Here is a 16,453-nt window from a genome sequence, read left to right as displayed (position 1 = left end):
AGCGATGCGCGAAGCGCGACTTTATTTTTTCAGGTCTTCGGCGCCTTGCAGTGGCTCGTCACCCAGCAGCAGGTCCTTGTCGTGACTGACCTGCTCCTCTTCGAACATGCGCCAGATATGGTCGTCCTGAGTACCCAGCAATTCGACAAAGCGGCGACCTTCGATCTTGTCGCTCAACTGACCGATGTATCGACCCTGTTCGGTTTCGCTGCGGGCGAGGGCGATCTTGCGATCCTTCTCCGGTTGGGTCGGCGAAATCAGGTTCAGTTCGAGGGTTTTCGGTTGGCTGTTGCCGCTCAGGCGCAGGTCGACTTCGCCGGTCACGTCATCCAGGTGCACGCTGGCGCGCAACAGCAGGGTTTGCGCCAGCAGTTCGCGGTCGAGCGAGCGATTGATGCCTTTGCCGGCTTCGTAGTAGTTGTCGTTGACCAGGTTGTCCGGGTTGTTCACTGCGATCGTCACCATGGACAACGTCAGCGTCACCGAACAGGCGAGGATACCGATAATGATCCACGGCCAAAGGTGCTTGTACCAGGGACTTGCGGCGTTTGCTGCGGGCATGATCACTTCTCTCAACGAATTTGTGGGCCGATGAATCGGCTCTTGGCTTCAACGTGGATGCTGTCGTCATCGGCATCCTTGAGGATGAATTTCACCTCGTTGGTGCTCGATGGCAGTTTTTCCGGGGCGATGGACAGTTCCACCGGCTGGCTGAAAATCTCGCCGGCGGCGACCTTGATCTCGCGTTTGCCTTGCAGCTTCAGGTCCGGCAAACCGGCGGCTTCCAGCACGTAGGTGTGGTCGCGCTGATCCTTGTTCATGATTTTCAGGCTGTAGACGTTTTCGATCCGGCCTTCGGCGTTCTCGCGGTACAGCACACGGTCCTTGCTGACGTCGAAACCCACCAGCGAACGCATGAAGAATGCCCCTGCCAACAAGCCCATCATCGCCAGCAGCACCACGGCATAGCCGATCAGGCGCGGGCGCAGTTTATGGGTTTTTTGCCCGGACAGGTTGTGCTCGGTGGTGTAGCTGATCAGCCCGCGCGGGTATTCCATCTTGTCCATGATGCTGTCGCAGGCATCGATGCACGCCGCGCAACCGATGCATTCGATTTGCAGGCCGTCGCGGATGTCGATGCCGGTCGGGCAGACCTGGACGCACATGGTGCAGTCGATGCAATCGCCCAGGCCCTGAGCCTTGTAGTCGACACCTTTCTTGCGCGGGCCACGACTTTCGCCGCGACGCGGATCGTAGGAGACGATCAGTGTGTCCTTGTCGAACATCACGCTCTGGAAGCGCGCGTACGGGCACATGTAGATGCACACCTGTTCGCGCAACCAGCCGGCATTGCCGTAGGTGGCGAGCGTGAAGAAACCGACCCAGAAATACGACCAGCCATCGGCCTCTCCGGTGAAGAAGTCGAGGGTCAGTTCACGGATCGGCGAGAAATAACCGACGAAAGTCATGCCGGTGACGAAACCGATCAACAGCCACATCGCGTGCTTGCTGAATTTGCGCAGCAATTTGTTGGCGCTCATCGGCGCCTTGTCGAGTTTGATGCGCTGGTTGCGGTCGCCTTCGGTGACCTTCTCGCACCACATGTAGATCCAGGTCCAGACGCTCTGCGGGCAGGTATAACCACACCAGACACGACCGGCGTACACGGTAATGAAAAACAGGCCGAAGGCGCTGACGATCAGGATTCCCGAGAGCAGGATGAAATCCTGGGGCCAGAAGGTCGCGCCGAAAATAAAGAATTTACGTTCCGGCAGGTTCCACCAGACGGCCTGATGACCACCCCAGTTCAGCCACACCGTGCCGAAATACAACAGAAACAGAAACGCCCCACCCACCATCCGCAAGTTGCGGAACAGCCCAGTAAAGGCTCGGGTGTAAATCTTTTCTCTAGAGGCGTAGAGGTCGACGCTGTTGTTCGCGTTTTTGGCGGGCGGCGTAACGTCGTGTACCGGAATCTGGTTGCTCATCGGTTACATCCCACGGCAGTGGAAAAGTGCCTCGGTCAGTGCATGCCGACCGGGGTCAGAAAGAGGTGTTGCAGTGGCGCAATGATACGCCTGAAGCTCTAGCGTAAGGGTGCGACCTTTGGTCACGTTGGTGAAAATCAATTGACGGTGTAGTGACTTGAATCAATTGACGGGTGAAATTATGGACGCTTTTGCTCAAGCGGCTAGCTCACTCGTCCCATGGATTGATCAGTGCAACACCGCTGGAGTGAAAGTCGTCGACGTTGCGAGTGACCACCGTCAGGCCGTGCACCAGCGCAGTTGCTGCGATCAGGGAGTCGCTTTCATTGGCACGGTCTGGAACATGCAGGCTGGCACAGCGCAACGCCACGGCGGCATCCACCGGAAGAATTCTCGCATCGAAGGCGGGCATGACGTGGCGCTTGAGCCAAGTGCGCAAAATCTTCCCCTGCGCGGGGTCTCGACGCTCCATGCGCAGAACACCGGTCTCCAGTTCCTTCAAGGTGATAGCTGAAATGAACATGCGTGGGGCAATGATATTTTTGGCCCAGGCGACGACATTTGCATCCGCCCGGGGTTTGCGCAGTTCGGAAATTACATTGGTATCGAGTAAAAACATCAGGACAGGTCCACGGGTCGATGAATGATCACGGCACGCTCGGTTTCGAACTCGATGTCTGCCGCTTCCGGCATCACCAATAGCTCGACAATATTGGCGTTGATGCCGGTGAGAGTTTGGTAGTCCTCAATGCTTAGCAGCACATGCGCCGGCTTGCCACGGTCGGTGATGATTACCGGGCCCTGACGCGTGGCTTTTTTGGCACTGCTTGTGTCCTGATTGAATTCACGACTGGAAATGGTGGTGATAGCTGTCATGGCAGTGCCTCCTGAAATCGCTTTGTAGAAACGTTACTACTTGGCGAGCGATCCCACAACTTTTTGCCGAAGGAGGGTGATGCCACTGGTCGGGCAAACCAGGCAGAAATGAAAACGGCCCCGTCAATTCTCATTGGCGGGGCCGTTTTTGTTTCAGGTGATCAGCTTACTCAGCGGCTTCCATCGCCGCTTTCTCACCGTGAGACAGGCTGTAGACGTACGCGGCCAGCAGGTGGACCTTGTCGTTGCCTTGCAGTTGCTCTTGCGCAGGCATCTGGCCCTGACGGCCGTAGCGGATGGTCTGCTGCAATTGAGCGAAGCTCGAACCGTAGATGAACGCGGCCGGGTGGGTCAGGTTAGGTGCGCCCATCGCGGGTGTGCCTTTGCCTTCCGGGCCGTGGCAGGCCACGCAGTTGGCGGCGAACAGTTTCTGCCCGGCCACCGGGTCAGCCTTGGTGCCTTCCGGCAACTTGCGGCCATCGAGGTTGGTCAGGACGAATGCAGCCACGTCCGAAACGCCTTGTTCGCCGATCACTTCCGCCCACGCAGGCATCACCGCGTGACGGCCGCCCATGATGGTGGTCTTGATCGTTTCCGGCTCGCCGCCCCAGCGCCAGTCGGCGTCGGTCAGGTTCGGGAAGCCATAAGCGCCCTTGGCGTCGGAGCCGTGGCAAACCGAGCAGTTGGAGGCGAACAGGCGGCCACCCATCTTCAGTGCTTGCGGGTCCTTGGCGACTTCTTCGATAGGCATGGAGGCAAACTTGGCGAAGATCGGACCGAACCTGGCGTCCGACTTGGCCATTTCCTTTTCCCACTCGTGAACGCCGGTCCAGCCGATTTGGCCGTTGGCGAACGCGGTCTGCTTGTCGTTATCCAGGTAGTTGTAACCCGGCAGCAGGCCCTTCCAGTTGCCCAGGCCCGGGTACAGAACCAGGTAGCCCAGGGCGAAGATGATGGTGCCCACAAACAACATGAACCACCATTTCGGCAGTGGGTTGTCGTACTCCTCGATCCCGTCGAAGGAGTGGCCAACCGTTTCTTCGGTGGCTTCGCTGCGCTGGCCCTTGCGGGTGGACAGCAGCAGCCAGGTCAAGGCGAAGATGGTGCCGAGACTGAGGACTGTGACGTACAGACTCCAGAACGTAGTCATTCTTTGTTACTCCTAGAAGCTTGCTCGACGTGCTTGATGGCTTCGGGATCATCCGCGAAAGGCAGCAAGGTCGCGTCTTCAAACTCCGACTTGCGCTTGGGGCTGAACACCCACAACGCCAGACCGATGAAGGCCACCATCACGACAACGGTGCCCAGGCCACGAATCATCCCGATATCCATCTAAATCACCGTTTGCTTTTGATGATGGTGCCCAGGCCTTGCAGATAGGCCACCAGCGCGTCCATTTCGGTTTTGCCCTTCACGGCATCCTTGGCACCGGCGATGTCTTCGTCGGTGTAAGGGACGCCGAGCGTGCGCAAGACTTCCATTTTCTTGGCGGTGTCTTTGCCGTCGAGCTTGTTTTCCACGAGGAACGGGTAGGCCGGCATTTTCGATTCAGGGACGACGTTGCGCGGGTTGTACAAGTGCGCACGCTGCCAGTCATCGGAGTAACGACCGCCGACACGGGCCAGGTCCGGACCGGTACGCTTGGAACCCCACAGGAACGGGTGGTCCCAGACGCTTTCACCGGCAACCGAGTAGTGGCCGTAACGTTCGGTTTCAGCACGGAACGGGCGGATCATCTGCGAATGGCAGCCGACACAACCGTTGGCGATGTAGATGTCGCGTCCTTCCAGTTCAAGGGCGGTGCGCGGCTTCATGCCTTCGACCGGCTTGTTGGTGACGTCCTGGAAAAACAGCGGAACGATCTGGGTCAGGCCGCCGACGCTGACGGCGATAACCATGAAGAAGGCCAGCAGGCCAATGTTCTTCTCGACTGCTTCATGCTTCATCAGTGAGCTCCAACTACAGCAATCTGAGCGGCGGCTTCGGCTTCAGCCGGGTTCGAGGCACGTACGGTACGCCATACGTTGTAGGCCATGAACAGCATGCCGCTGGCAAAGAACGCACCGCCCAGGGCGCGAACGATGAAACCTGGGTGGCTGGCTTGCAGCGCTTCCACGAACGAGTAGGTGAGGGTGCCGTCGTCGTTGATTGCACGCCACATCAGACCCTGGGTGATGCCGTTGACCCACATCGAAGCGATGTAAAGAACGGTACCGATGGTCGCGAGCCAGAAGTGCGTGTTGATCAGGCCGATGCTATGCATCTGCGCGCGACCGAACAGTTTCGGGATCATGTGGTAGATCGCGCCGATCGAGATCATCGCTACCCAGCCAAGAGCACCGGCGTGTACGTGGCCGATAGTCCAGTCGGTGTAGTGCGAGAGCGAGTTGACGGTCTTGATAGCCATCATCGGGCCTTCGAAGGTCGACATGCCGTAGAACGCCAGCGACACGACCAGGAAGCGCAGGATCGGGTCGGTGCGCAGCTTATGCCAGGCGCCCGACAAGGTCATCATGCCGTTGATCATGCCGCCCCAGCTCGGAGCCAGCAGAATGATCGACATCGCCATGCCCAGGGACTGAGCCCAGTCCGGCAGTGCGGTGTAGTGCAAGTGGTGCGGACCGGCCCAGATGTACAGGGTGATCAGCGCCCAGAAGTGCACGATGGACAGGCGATAGGAGTAGATCGGACGCTCGGCCTGCTTCGGAACGAAGTAGTACATCATCCCCAGGAAGCCGGTGGTCAGGAAGAACCCCACCGCGTTGTGGCCGTACCACCACTGAATCATCGCGTCCGTCGCACCCGCGTAGGCGGAGTAGGACTTGAAGAGGCTGACCGGCAGCGACATGTGGTTGACGATGTGCAGCATCGCGGTCACGACGATAAACGCGCCGTAGAACCAGTTGCCCACGTAAATGTGCTTGGTCTTGCGCTTGACGATGGTGCCGAAGAACACCAGACCGTAGGTGACCCAGACAATGGCCAGCAGAATGGCGAGGGGCCATTCCAGTTCCGCGTATTCCTTGGTGGTGGTGTAACCCAGCGGCAAGGTCACGATCGCGCCGACGATCACCGCTTGCCAACCCCAGAAGTGGAAGGCCGCGAGGCTGTCGGAAATCAGTCGCGTTTGGCAGGTTCGCTGCACGACGTAATAAGAAGTGGCAAACAGTGCACATCCACCGAAGGCGAAAATCACCAGGTTGGTGTGCAACGGGCGTAAGCGTCCAAAAGTCGTCCACGGCAGACCGAGATTCAATTCCGGCCATACAAGCTGTGAGGCGATGAAGACACCGAGCCCCATGCCAAGGATCCCCCAGACCACCGTCATGATGGCGAACTGGCGGACTACCTTATAGTTATAAGCAGTCGGACTGATTGCTGTGCTCATTCTAAGGTTCCACGGTTTGGGTGTTTTATTAGGAGTAAAAATCGGCCGCAAGTATGGAGAAAGCAGGGGGTCATTGCAACGCGCCATGACCTGAGTCAATGCTTTCAAAAGCTGATTCTGCGGCCTTTCCATGCGCCACGTAAGGACAAAATTGCTTACGAGTAAAATGTCCCGGCGAACGAAGGAGGTGAGGGGTCAGGTCGGATGTAACGGGGTGTGTTCAAACGCAACGATCAGGTCACCGACGGCAATTGGCACGACAGCCGGTATCTACCAGCCTTTGCGGCCTGTCATCGAACAGATTCGTCGAACACATCGCGTTGGGTCGACCTGGAACCGGCTCATGCCAGTCCGCATCGGAACTAGCTTAGACCCGAATCCGGGGAACCGAAAGGAGGACCATTGGGGGGTGTGACAAATGGAAGCAGCTGCAAGCGACAAGAGAGTTCTCGTCGCCTGCAGTTTTTGATTTTGCCTTTTACTTGGAGCTTGTAGCTTGAAGCTTGCCGCTCAACTGCTCTACACCTCTCGAAAGGCTGTAAACGTAAGCCGCGAGCAGTTGCACCTTATCGTTGCCGAGCAGTTCGGTCTGCGCCGGCATATGGCCCTGGCGGCCATGACGGATGGTTTGTTGCAGCTGCGCCAGGCTTGTACCGTAAATAAATCCGGCCGGTTGCGTCAGATTCGGCGCTCCCATGGCTTCAGTGCCGTGGCCGTTTGCCCCATGACAGGCTACGCACGTGGTGCTGAACAGTTGCTGTCCTGCGTGCAGATCGGCGTTGTCGCCAGCGGGCAATGGCAGGCCGGCCAGTTCATGGCGCACATAGGCGGCAACGTTCTTCACCCCGGCGTCACCGAGTATTTCGCCCCAGGCCGGCATGGCTGCCATGCGTCCGCCCATGATCGTGGACTTGATCATTTCGGCGTCGCCGCCCCAGCGCCAGTTGTTGTCGGCGAGGTTCGGAAAGCCGAAAGCGCCCTTGGCGTCCGAGCCGTGGCACACCGAGCAGTTCGAAGCGAACAGGCGACCGCCCATTTTCAGCGCTTGCGGGTCCTTTGCCACTTCCTCCAGCGGCATGGCAGCGAATTTGGCGAAGATCGGCCCGAACCTGGCGTCGGCCTTGTCCATCTCTTTTTCCCATTCGTGCACGCCGGTCCAGCCATCCTCGTAACCCGGCAGGATGCCTTTCCAGTTGCCCAGGCCGGGATAAAGGATCAGATAACCGACGGCGAACACCAGCGTGCCGGCGAACAGCATGAACCACCATTGCGGCAGCGGGTTGTCGTACTCCTCGATGCCGTCGAAGCTGTGGCCCATCGTCTGGTCGACACTGCCCTTGGTTTCGCCCTTGCGAGTGCCGATCAGCAGCCAGGTCAGGCCGATCAGGCTGCCGAGGGTCAGTACGCAAATCCACGTACTCCAGAAAGTGGTCATGACCGAGTACTCCCTGTTTCAGGTTCTTGAGTGGTGGCATCGGGCAGGGGTTCGTCGGCGAACGGCAGCAGGCGCGCTTCGGCGAATTCCGGATTGCGCTTGCGGTTGAACACCCACAACGTCAGGCCGACGAAGGCCACGAACACCACGACCGTGCCGAGGCCACGAATCATTCCGCTGCTTATTTCGCTCTCCATAAAAGAAATGACCATGATTCACCTCTTGCTCTTGATGGCAGTGCCGAGCACTTGCAGGTAAGCGACCAACGCGTCCATTTCGGTCTTGCCCTTGAGCGAGGCGACCGCGCCGGTGATGTCGTCGTCGGTGTACGGCACGCCGAGGGTGCGCATGGCCTTGATCTTGGTTTCGGTGTGGCCGCTGTCGAGCTGATTGGCCACCAGCCACGGGTAGGCGGGCATCTTCGATTCCGGCACCACGTTGCGCGGGTTGTACAAATGCGCGCGGTGCCAGTCTTCGGAGTAGCGACCGCCGACTCGGGCGAGGTCCGGCCCGGTGCGTTTCGAGCCCCAGAGAAACGGGTGATCCCAGACGCTTTCACCGGCCACCGAGTAGTGCCCGTAGCGCTCGGTCTCGGCGCGAAACGGCCGGATCATCTGCGAGTGGCAACCGACGCAGCCTTCGCGGATGTAAATGTCGCGACCTTCCAGTTGCAGCGCGGTATAGGGCTTCATGCCTTCCACCGGTTTGTTGGTCACGTCCTGGAAGAACAGCGGGACGATCTGGGTCAGACCGCCGACGCTCACGGCCAGGATCATCAGCAGCAACAGCAGGCCGACGTTTTTCTCGATGGTTTCATGTTTCATGGCGGACTCCTCAGGCCATCTGCGCGGCAGCGGCGACGTCGGCAGGCTGCGAGGCCCGCACGGTGCGCCAGGTGTTGTAAGCCATCAGGAACATGCCGCTGAGGAAGATCGCCCCGCCCACCAGTCGCACCACAAAGCCCGGGTGGCTGGCCACCAGGGTTTCGACGAAGGAGTAGGTCAGCGTGCCGTCCTCGTTCACTGCGCGCCACATCAGGCCCTGGGCGATGCCGTTGACCCACATCGACGCGATGTAGAGCACGGTGCCGATGGTCGCGAGCCAGAAGTGCGCGTTGATCAGGCCGATGCTATGCATCTGCGGCCGACCGAAAATTTTCGGAATCATGTGGTACAGCGCGCCGATGGAGATCATCGCCACCCAGCCGAGCGCGCCGGCGTGGACGTGGCCGATGGTCCAGTCGGTGTAGTGGGAAAGGGCGTTGACCGTCTTGATCGCCATCATCGGCCCTTCGAAGGTCGACATGCCGTAGAAGGCCAGCGAGACCACGAGGAAACGCAGGATCGGGTCGCTGCGCAACTTATGCCAGGCGCCCGAAAGCGTCATCATCCCGTTGATCATCCCGCCCCAGCTCGGCGCCAGCAGGATCAGCGACATCACCATGCCCAGCGATTGCGCCCAATCGGGCAGGGCGGTGTAGTGCAAGTGGTGCGGACCGGCCCAGATGTACAGGGTGATCAGCGCCCAGAAATGCACGATGGACAAGCGGTAGGAATACACCGGACGCTCGGCCTGCTTCGGCACGAAGTAATACATCATCCCGAGGAAACCGGCGGTGAGGAAAAAGCCCACGGCGTTGTGCCCGTACCACCATTGCACCATGGCGTCCGTCGCACCGGCATAGACCGAGTAGGACTTGGTGAAACTCACCGGCAGCTCAAGGTTATTGACGATGTGCAAGATCGCCACGGTGATGATGAACGCACCGAAGAACCAGTTGCCGACGTAAATGTGCCTGGTCTTGCGCTTGGCCAGCGTGCCGAAGAACACAATGGCGTAGGCGACCCAGACGATGGTGATCAGGATGTCGATCGGCCATTCCAGCTCGGCGTATTCCTTGGAACTGGTGTAACCCAGCGGCAGGCTGATCGCTGCGAGGACAATCACCAACTGCCAGCCCCAGAAGCAGAACGCGGCGATTTTTGGTGCAAACAGTTGGGTCTGGCAGGTGCGTTGCACCGAATAGAACGAACTGGCGAACAGGGCGCAACCGCCGAACGCGAAGATCACCGCGTTGGTGTGCAGAGGGCGCAAGCGGCCGAAACTGGTCCACGGCAAATTGAAGTTGAGTTCGGGCCAGACCAATTGAGCCGCGAGAAAAACCCCGAGCCCCATGCCGACGATGCCCCACACCACCGTCATAATGGCGAATTGGCGGACCACCTTGTAGTTGTAGGCGGTACTGATAGAAGTGTTCATGGTTCCCCATCCACGGTTCAGCCGAAGTGGGCGCGTGCGCAAGGCAACGTCCCCTTCGCCTGGAGTTATAGGCAGACTAAAAGCGAGGCAAGCATGGACAAAGAGCACAAAGCCAGTATTGACGGGGATCAATGGGCGCAGTGCCTGCAGGAACAGGGATGGTTGTGGAATGCCGCTTCAGCGCCGGCATCGGCGACGTTGATCCTGGCCCACGGCGCCGGTGCGCCGATGGACAGCTCCTGGATGAACGACATGGCTGCGCGCCTTGCTGCGCAGGGCGTGAACGTCGTGCGCTTCGAGTTTCCGTACATGGCGCAACGGCGTCTCGATGGCGGCAAACGCCCACCGAATCCGGCACCGAAACTGCTCGAATGCTGGCGTCAGGTGTTCGCCGAGGTGCGACGCCATGTCGCTGGGCGTCTGGCAATTGGCGGCAAGTCCATGGGCGGGCGGATGGCCAGTCTCTTGGCCGATGAGCTGGGTGCGGATGCGTTGGTGTGCTTGGGGTATCCGTTTTACGCGGTGGGTAAACCGGAGAAACCTCGGGTGGAGCATTTGGCTGCGCTCAAGACCCGGACGCTGATTGTCCAAGGCGAGCGAGATGCGTTGGGCAATCGTGAGACGGTCGAGGGGTATGCGCTGTCAATGAGTATCGAGGTGTTCTGGCTGGTGGCGGGTGATCATGATTTGAAGCCGTTGAAGGCTTCGGGGTTTACGCATGAGCAGCATTTGGCGGCTGCGGCGGGGAAGGTTGCCTCATTCATGCAGTGATATTTGCGGGGCTCCACATTGCCTCATCGCGAGCAGGCTCACTCCCACATTTGATCTCTGGGGCACTCCATTTTGTGTTCAACGCAGATCCACTGTGGGAGTGAGCCTGCTCGCGATAGCTATCTGACAGGCAATAAAAAACCCGGAGGCTTTCACCGTCCGGGTTTTTTATGACCAGCGCCATCAGCGGTTAAAACGCTCCACCAACGAATACTGGGTATTCGCCGTCCTGGTCAGCTCTTCACTCAGCAATGCAGAGTGCTGCGCCTGTTCCGAGGTTTGATCGGCCAGTTGCGAGATGTTGCTGATGTTGCGGCTGATTTCCTCGGCCACCGAGCTTTGCTCTTCGGTCGCGGCCGCAATCTGCGTGGTCATGTCGGTGATGTGCGCCACCGCTTCGCTGATCCCGACCAGGGCCTGATCCGCTTCCAGTACCCGCGCCACGCCTTCTTCCGCCTGGCGATGCCCGGCTTCCATGGTTTGCACCGCGGTGCTGGCGGTCTGTTGCAGCTTGGCGATCAGCGCGTGAATCTGCCCGGTGGACTCGCTGGTGCGCTGCGCCAGTTGGCGAACTTCGTCAGCCACCACCGCGAACCCGCGACCCATCTCACCGGCACGGGCCGCTTCGATGGCCGCATTCAAGGCCAGCAGGTTGGTCTGGTCGGCGATGCCTTTGATCACATCGACCACGCCGCCGATTTCATCACTGTCCTTGGCCAGTTGCGTCACGGTCAGGCCGGTTTCACCGACCACCACCGACAGGCGCTGAATGGCTTCGCGGGTTTCCCCGGCGATGTCGCGACCACGACCGGTCAGGCGATTGGCTTCCTGAGTGGCATCCGCGGTGCGCTGTACGTGGCTGGCGACTTCCTGAGTAGTGGCAGCCATCTGGTTGACGGCGGTGGCCACTTGCTCGGTTTCGACGCGCTGACGCTCAAGGCCGGTGGAGCTGTTGTGTGCCAAGGTGTCGGACTGCTTCGCTTGCTCGGTCAGGTGCTCGGCGGTGTCTTGCAGACGGGTCAGGCAGGTTTTCAGGCGGGCTTCCTGGCTGAGGATCGACATCTCCAGGCGCGCCTGCGCGCCGCGGCTGTCGGTGTACATCCGCGCGATCAGCGGGTCGGACGTGGTCTGCTCAGCCAGACGCAGCAAGCGCTTGAGGCCGCGCTGTTGCCAGCTCAACCCCATCAGGCCCAATGGCACTGACAAACCAGCCGCCAAGGCAAAGCCCCACTGCGACGTGAGCGTTGCACCGATCATGAAGCTCAACTGGCTGACCAGAATGAACGGCAGCCAGTCCAGAAGCACCGGCAACCATTTATCGGAGGCAGGGACCGCTGACTTGCCCTGGTTGATGCGCTGGTAGAGCGCTTCGGCGCGCTGGATCTGCTCGGCGGTGGGTTTGATCCGCACCGACTCGTAACCGATCACCTGGTTGCCGTCGAACACCGGCGTGACGTAGGCGTTAACCCAGTAGTGGTCACCGTTCTGGCAGCGATTCTTGACGATGCCCATCCATGGCAGGCCTTGTTTCAGCGTGCCCCACATGTGCGCGAACACCGCCGATGGAACGTCAGGGTGACGAACCAGGTTGTGCGGTGCGCGGATCAGGTCTTCACGAGAAAACCCGCTGATTTCAACGAACGCGTCGTTGCAGTAGGTGATCACGCCCTTTGCGTCGGTGGTGGAAATCAACCGTTGCTGGGCCGGGAACGTCCGTTCGCGCTGGGTAATGGGCTGGTTGTTACGCATGGCTTTGTCAATCCGTGAGGCTTTCAAAGGTTGTCGGCGGCGTCAGGAATTTATTGAAATTATTTTTCAATAATCAGCAGTGTGTCGCAAAACCAGCGTTGCTTCAGCTGGCCAGCATCGGATAGGTGAACAGGCCGAAATGCACCAGGTTCAATCCAAAATGCGTGGCGATGGCTGCGCCCAGACCACCAAAACGGTAGGCCAGGCCGTAGCCGATGCCCGCCAGGCTCGCCAGCAACACCCAGTGCCAGCCAGCACCCAGGTGCGCGAGGCCGAACACGAGCGAAGCGCTCAATAACGCCAGATGTTCGCCATGACGCAGGTTTTTGAAATACCGACTCAGCCCACCCTGGATGTACCCGCGAAACAGCGCCTCCTCCACCAGCGTCACCAGCAGAAGATTGTTGAACAGCCACAACCAGGCCTGATCCGGCCATTTTGGCGCCCAACTGATCACGCCCAGCCACAGCGCGCCGCCCAGCGCGAGAACGGTACTCACCGCCAGTCCCATCGCGGTGGCAACCAGGGAAAGGCGCAACGAACGCCAGCCGACAATCCACGGGCACACCAGCAACAGCCAGAAACCGATCAGCGGTTTGTCCAGATTCAGGTACATGGAAAATCGCACGGCGTCGTCAGTGAAACGTTGCGGATGAATGCCGCGACCGTTATAAAAACCGGGGAGCCAATGCAGTGCCAACGCGAGGGCCATGAACAGGAAAAGGCCGTGACCGAGGTAGTGGCCCAGGCGCAGGTGTTGTTGGCGTGCGGCGTAACCGGCGATCAATAGCAGCGCGATGGAAATCCCGGCGAGCCAGCCGAGGTGACCGTAGGTCAGCGCCAGGCAGTAACCTGCCGCAAGAAATGCCAGGTGAATCCATGGCAGAGCAAACATCTGAAGTCCTTGTGTACGAAATTCTGCGAGTCGCTTCGGACCCTTGTAGGAGTGAGCCTGCTCGCGAAGGCGGAGTCGCAGTCAAAGATGATTTTGAATGTCATGGCCCCTTCGCGAGCAGGCTCACTCCTACAGGGGATTTGTGCAGGACATGAAAAGGCCGGGGCGATTATAGAGACGTACCCACCAACAAAAACACCGCCCGAAGGCGGTGTCTTTTACAGCAAAAGCCTACGACGCGATCAACTGCCGCAACACATAATGCAAAATGCCCCCCGACTTGAAGTACTCGACTTCATTCAACGTATCGATCCGGCACAGCACCTCGATCTTCTCGCTGCGGCCGTTTTCACGGGTAATGACCAGCGACAGGTTCATCCGTGGCGTCAGTTCGACGCCGGTCAGGCCCAGAATATCCACGGTCTCCTTGCCGGTCAGGTTCAAACTCTTGCGGTTCTGATCCAGTTTGAATTGCAGGGGCAGCACGCCCATGCCCACCAGGTTGGAGCGGTGAATGCGCTCGAAGCTTTCGGCGATGACGGCTTTCACGCCCAGCAGATTGGTGCCCTTGGCCGCCCAGTCGCGGCTTGAGCCGGTGCCGTATTCTTGCCCGGCGATCACCACCAGCGGCGTGCCGGAGGCTTGATAACGCATGGCCGCATCGTAGATCGCCAGTTTCTCGCCCGTGGGGATGTAGATCGTATTGCCGCCTTCTTCGCCGCCGAGCATCTCGTTGCGAATGCGGATGTTGGCGAACGTGCCGCGCATCATCACTTCATGGTTGCCGCGCCGGGAACCGTAGGAGTTGAAGTCTCGCGGTTCCACGCCTTTCTCGCGCAGGTAATTGCCCGCCGGGCTGTCGGACTTGATGTTGCCCGCCGGGGAGATGTGGTCAGTGGTCACCGAGTCGCCGAGCAACGCAAGCACCCGCGCGCCGGCGACGTCCTTGACCACCGGTGGCGGACCGCCAATGTCGTCGAAAAACGGCGGGTGCTGGATGTACGTCGAATCGTCCTGCCAGACGTAGGTGGCCGCTTGTGGCACTTCAATCGCCTGCCATTGCTCGTCGCCGGCAAACACTTCAGCGTATTCCTTGTGGAACATGGCGGTGTTGACCTTGTTCACTGCCTCGGCGATCTCCTGGGTACTCGGCCAGATGTCCCGCAGGAATACCGGGTTGCCGTCCTTGTCATCGCCCAGTGACTCACTGCTGATATCAATGCGCACCGTGCCGGCCAATGCATACGCGACCACCAGCGGCGGCGAGGCCAGCCAGTTGGTTTTCACCAGCGGATGCACCCGGCCTTCGAAGTTGCGATTGCCCGACAGTACCGAGGCGACGGCGAGGTCGGCTTTCTGGATGGCTTTTTCAATCGGCTCGGGCAGCGGACCGGAGTTGCCAATGCAGGTGGTGCAACCGTAACCGACCAGAGCGAAACCGAGTTGATCCAGGTACTGGGTCAGGCCGGCGGCCTTGTAGTAATCGGTCACCACTTTCGAGCCGGGGGCCAGCGAGCTTTTCACCCACGGTTTGCGCTGGAGGCCTTTCTCCACGGCTTTTTTCGCCACCAGACCGGCGGCCATCATCACGCTCGGGTTGGAGGTGTTGGTGCACGAAGTGATCGCGGCGATGACCACTGCACCGTTTTTCAGGCGATAGGTGTGGCCGTCGTACTCGTAGTCCGTTTCACCGACCAGATCCGCGTTACCCACCGCGACACCGCCGCCGCCTTCGCTCTCCAGGCGACCTTCTTCCTTGCTGGTGGATTTGAATTGCAAGCCGAGGAAGTCACTGAACGCTTGCGCGACATTCGGCAGCGACACGCGGTCCTGTGGCCGTTTTGGCCCGGCGAGACTGGCTTCGACACTGGCCATGTCCAGCGCCAGGCTGTCGGTGAACACCGGTTCCTTGCCCGGCAAACGCCACAGGCCTTGCGCCTTGCTGTAGGCCTCGACCAGTTTCACCGTTTCAAGCGGCCGGCCGGACAACCGCAGGTAGTCCAGGGTCACCTCATCCACCGGGAAAAATCCGCAGGTGGCGCCGTATTCCGGGGCCATGTTGGCGATGGTCGCGCGATCCGCCAGCGGCAGGTCAGCCAGGCCATCGCCGTAGAACTCGACGAATTTGCCGACCACGCCTTTTTTACGCAGCATTTGGGTGACGGTCAGCACCAGGTCGGTGGCGGTGATGCCTTCTTTCAGCTTGCCGGTAAGTTTGAAGCCGATCACCTCGGGAATCAGCATCGACACCGGCTGGCCGAGCATCGCCGCTTCCGCTTCAATCCCGCCCACGCCCCAGCCGAGCACGCCGAGGCCGTTGATCATGGTGGTGTGGGAATCGGTGCCGACCAGGGTGTCGGGAAACGCGTAGGTGCGGCCGTCCTCATCCTTGGTCCAGACCGTGCGTCCAAGGTATTCGAGGTTGACCTGGTGGCAAATGCCGGTGCCCGGCGGCACCACGCTGAAGTTGTCGAAGGCGCTCTGGCCCCAGCGCAGAAAGGCATATCGCTCGCCGTTGCGCTGCATTTCGATGTCGACGTTCTGTTCGAAAGCGCTGGCGCTGCCGAACTTGTCGACCATCACCGAGTGGTCGATCACCAGGTCCACTGGCGACAGCGGATTGATGCGCTGCGGGTCGCCGCCGGCCTTGGCCATGGCGGCGCGCATGGCGGCCAGATCGACCACGGCGGGAACGCCGGTGAAGTCTTGCATCAGGACGCGGGCAGGGCGGTACTGGATTTCGCGGTCGGAGCGGCGCTCCTTGAGCCAAGCGGCAATCGCCTTGAGGTCGGCGCCGGTGACGGTTTTTTCGTCTTCCCAGCGCAGCAGGTTTTCCAGCAGTACTTTCAACGACATCGGCAATTTGTCGAGATCACCGAGGCTTTTGGCGGCATCGGGCAGACTGAAGTAGTGATAGGTCTTGTCGTCGATTTGCAGGGTTTTAAGGGTTTTCAGGCTATCGAGGGACGGCATTGAAATGACTCCTTAGGGTCCGCACGGCTACGGACGGAGGGGACGGACAGAGCATTAAACCTAGCCCTGTTTTAAGTAGCTGGCTAATAACTGGACTTTATGGGCGGTTCCGAGGTTGC

The 16,453-nt window shown here is 59.7% G+C and carries 16 protein-coding genes; 1 reads left to right on the top strand and 15 read right to left on the bottom strand.

Annotation, left to right across the window (positions count from 1 at the left end; all coding sequences use genetic code 11):
- Positions 1-21 precede the first annotated feature (21 nt).
- The 12 genes from ACYZT4_RS11950 to ccoN (ACYZT4_RS11895) form a co-directional block, all read right to left on the bottom strand.
- The gene (locus ACYZT4_RS11950) at positions 22-561 is read right to left on the bottom strand and encodes a FixH family protein (protein WP_461987997.1); all 540 of its coding nucleotides are present in this window, start codon (positions 559-561) and stop codon (positions 22-24) included.
- An 11-nt stretch (positions 562-572) separates the two neighbouring features.
- The gene (gene ccoG / locus ACYZT4_RS11945) at positions 573-1,988 is read right to left on the bottom strand and encodes a cytochrome c oxidase accessory protein CcoG (protein ID WP_461987996.1); all 1,416 of its coding nucleotides are present in this window, start codon (positions 1,986-1,988) and stop codon (positions 573-575) included.
- Positions 1,989-2,196: 208 nt separating this feature from the next.
- The gene (locus ACYZT4_RS11940) at positions 2,197-2,607 is read right to left on the bottom strand and encodes a PIN domain-containing protein (protein ID WP_461987994.1); all 411 of its coding nucleotides are present in this window, start codon (positions 2,605-2,607) and stop codon (positions 2,197-2,199) included.
- Entirely contained in the window at positions 2,607-2,864 is a 258-nt protein-coding gene (locus ACYZT4_RS11935; RefSeq protein ID WP_461987992.1) for a type II toxin-antitoxin system Phd/YefM family antitoxin, read from the bottom strand. The genes ACYZT4_RS11940 and ACYZT4_RS11935 overlap by 1 nt, the downstream gene beginning before the upstream one ends.
- 166 nt (positions 2,865-3,030) lie before the next feature.
- The gene (gene ccoP / locus ACYZT4_RS11930) at positions 3,031-4,014 is read right to left on the bottom strand and encodes a cytochrome-c oxidase, cbb3-type subunit III (RefSeq protein ID WP_461987990.1); all 984 of its coding nucleotides are present in this window, start codon (positions 4,012-4,014) and stop codon (positions 3,031-3,033) included.
- Positions 4,011-4,196, bottom strand: coding sequence for a CcoQ/FixQ family Cbb3-type cytochrome c oxidase assembly chaperone (locus ACYZT4_RS11925; RefSeq protein ID WP_003175465.1), 186 nt, complete (start codon positions 4,194-4,196; stop codon positions 4,011-4,013). Before ACYZT4_RS11925 ends, ccoP (ACYZT4_RS11930) begins: the two co-directional genes overlap by 4 nt.
- 5 nt (positions 4,197-4,201) lie before the next feature.
- Positions 4,202-4,810, bottom strand: a complete 609-nt coding sequence (gene ccoO, locus ACYZT4_RS11920) for a cytochrome-c oxidase, cbb3-type subunit II (protein WP_010456412.1) — start codon at positions 4,808-4,810, stop codon at positions 4,202-4,204.
- Complete coding sequence (gene ccoN, locus ACYZT4_RS11915; RefSeq protein ID WP_461987988.1) at positions 4,810-6,252, bottom strand: cytochrome-c oxidase, cbb3-type subunit I; 1,443 nt, start codon at positions 6,250-6,252, stop codon at positions 4,810-4,812. Before ccoN (ACYZT4_RS11915) ends, ccoO (ACYZT4_RS11920) begins: the two co-directional genes overlap by 1 nt.
- A gap of 478 nt (positions 6,253-6,730) precedes the next feature.
- Entirely contained in the window at positions 6,731-7,687 is a 957-nt protein-coding gene (gene ccoP, locus ACYZT4_RS11910) for a cytochrome-c oxidase, cbb3-type subunit III (RefSeq protein ID WP_461987986.1), read from the bottom strand.
- Positions 7,684-7,884, bottom strand: coding sequence for a cbb3-type cytochrome oxidase subunit 3 (locus tag ACYZT4_RS11905; RefSeq protein ID WP_461988659.1), 201 nt, complete (start codon positions 7,882-7,884; stop codon positions 7,684-7,686). Before ACYZT4_RS11905 ends, ccoP (ACYZT4_RS11910) begins: the two co-directional genes overlap by 4 nt.
- An 18-nt stretch (positions 7,885-7,902) precedes the next feature.
- A complete protein-coding gene (ccoO, locus tag ACYZT4_RS11900) occupies positions 7,903-8,511 on the bottom strand; it encodes a cytochrome-c oxidase, cbb3-type subunit II (protein WP_461987985.1) in 609 nt (202 codons plus the stop codon).
- Positions 8,512-8,521: 10 nt separating this feature from the next.
- Positions 8,522-9,946 (bottom strand): cytochrome-c oxidase, cbb3-type subunit I, encoded by a 1,425-nt coding sequence (ccoN, locus tag ACYZT4_RS11895; protein WP_461987983.1) that lies wholly within the window; start codon positions 9,944-9,946, stop codon positions 8,522-8,524.
- Between the two features lie 93 nt (positions 9,947-10,039).
- On the opposite strand from ccoN (ACYZT4_RS11895), the gene ACYZT4_RS11890 reads away from it, so the two are divergent.
- Positions 10,040-10,717 carry an alpha/beta fold hydrolase gene (locus ACYZT4_RS11890; protein WP_461987982.1) on the top strand — a complete coding sequence of 226 codons (678 nt, stop codon included), beginning with the start codon at positions 10,040-10,042 and terminating at the stop codon, positions 10,715-10,717.
- A 183-nt stretch (positions 10,718-10,900) separates the two neighbouring features.
- On the opposite strand, the gene ACYZT4_RS11885 is transcribed toward ACYZT4_RS11890, so the two are convergent.
- The 3 genes from ACYZT4_RS11885 to acnA all read right to left on the bottom strand — a co-directional run bounded on the left by ACYZT4_RS11885 (position 10,901) and on the right by acnA (position 16,334).
- Positions 10,901-12,466, bottom strand: a complete 1,566-nt coding sequence (locus tag ACYZT4_RS11885) for a methyl-accepting chemotaxis protein (protein ID WP_461987980.1) — start codon at positions 12,464-12,466, stop codon at positions 10,901-10,903.
- Between the two features lie 103 nt (positions 12,467-12,569).
- The gene (locus ACYZT4_RS11880) at positions 12,570-13,361 is read right to left on the bottom strand and encodes a lysostaphin resistance A-like protein (protein ID WP_461987979.1); all 792 of its coding nucleotides are present in this window, start codon (positions 13,359-13,361) and stop codon (positions 12,570-12,572) included.
- 231 nt (positions 13,362-13,592) lie between these two features.
- On the bottom strand, positions 13,593-16,334 hold the full coding sequence (gene acnA, locus ACYZT4_RS11875; RefSeq protein ID WP_461987977.1) for an aconitate hydratase AcnA: 2,742 nt from the start codon (positions 16,332-16,334) through the stop codon (positions 13,593-13,595).
- Positions 16,335-16,453 lie beyond the last annotated feature (119 nt).

The organism is Pseudomonas sp. GB2N2, assembly GCF_054897705.1.
Note: the sequence above shows the minus strand (reverse complement) of the source record. Positions and strands in the feature narration are given on the sequence as shown.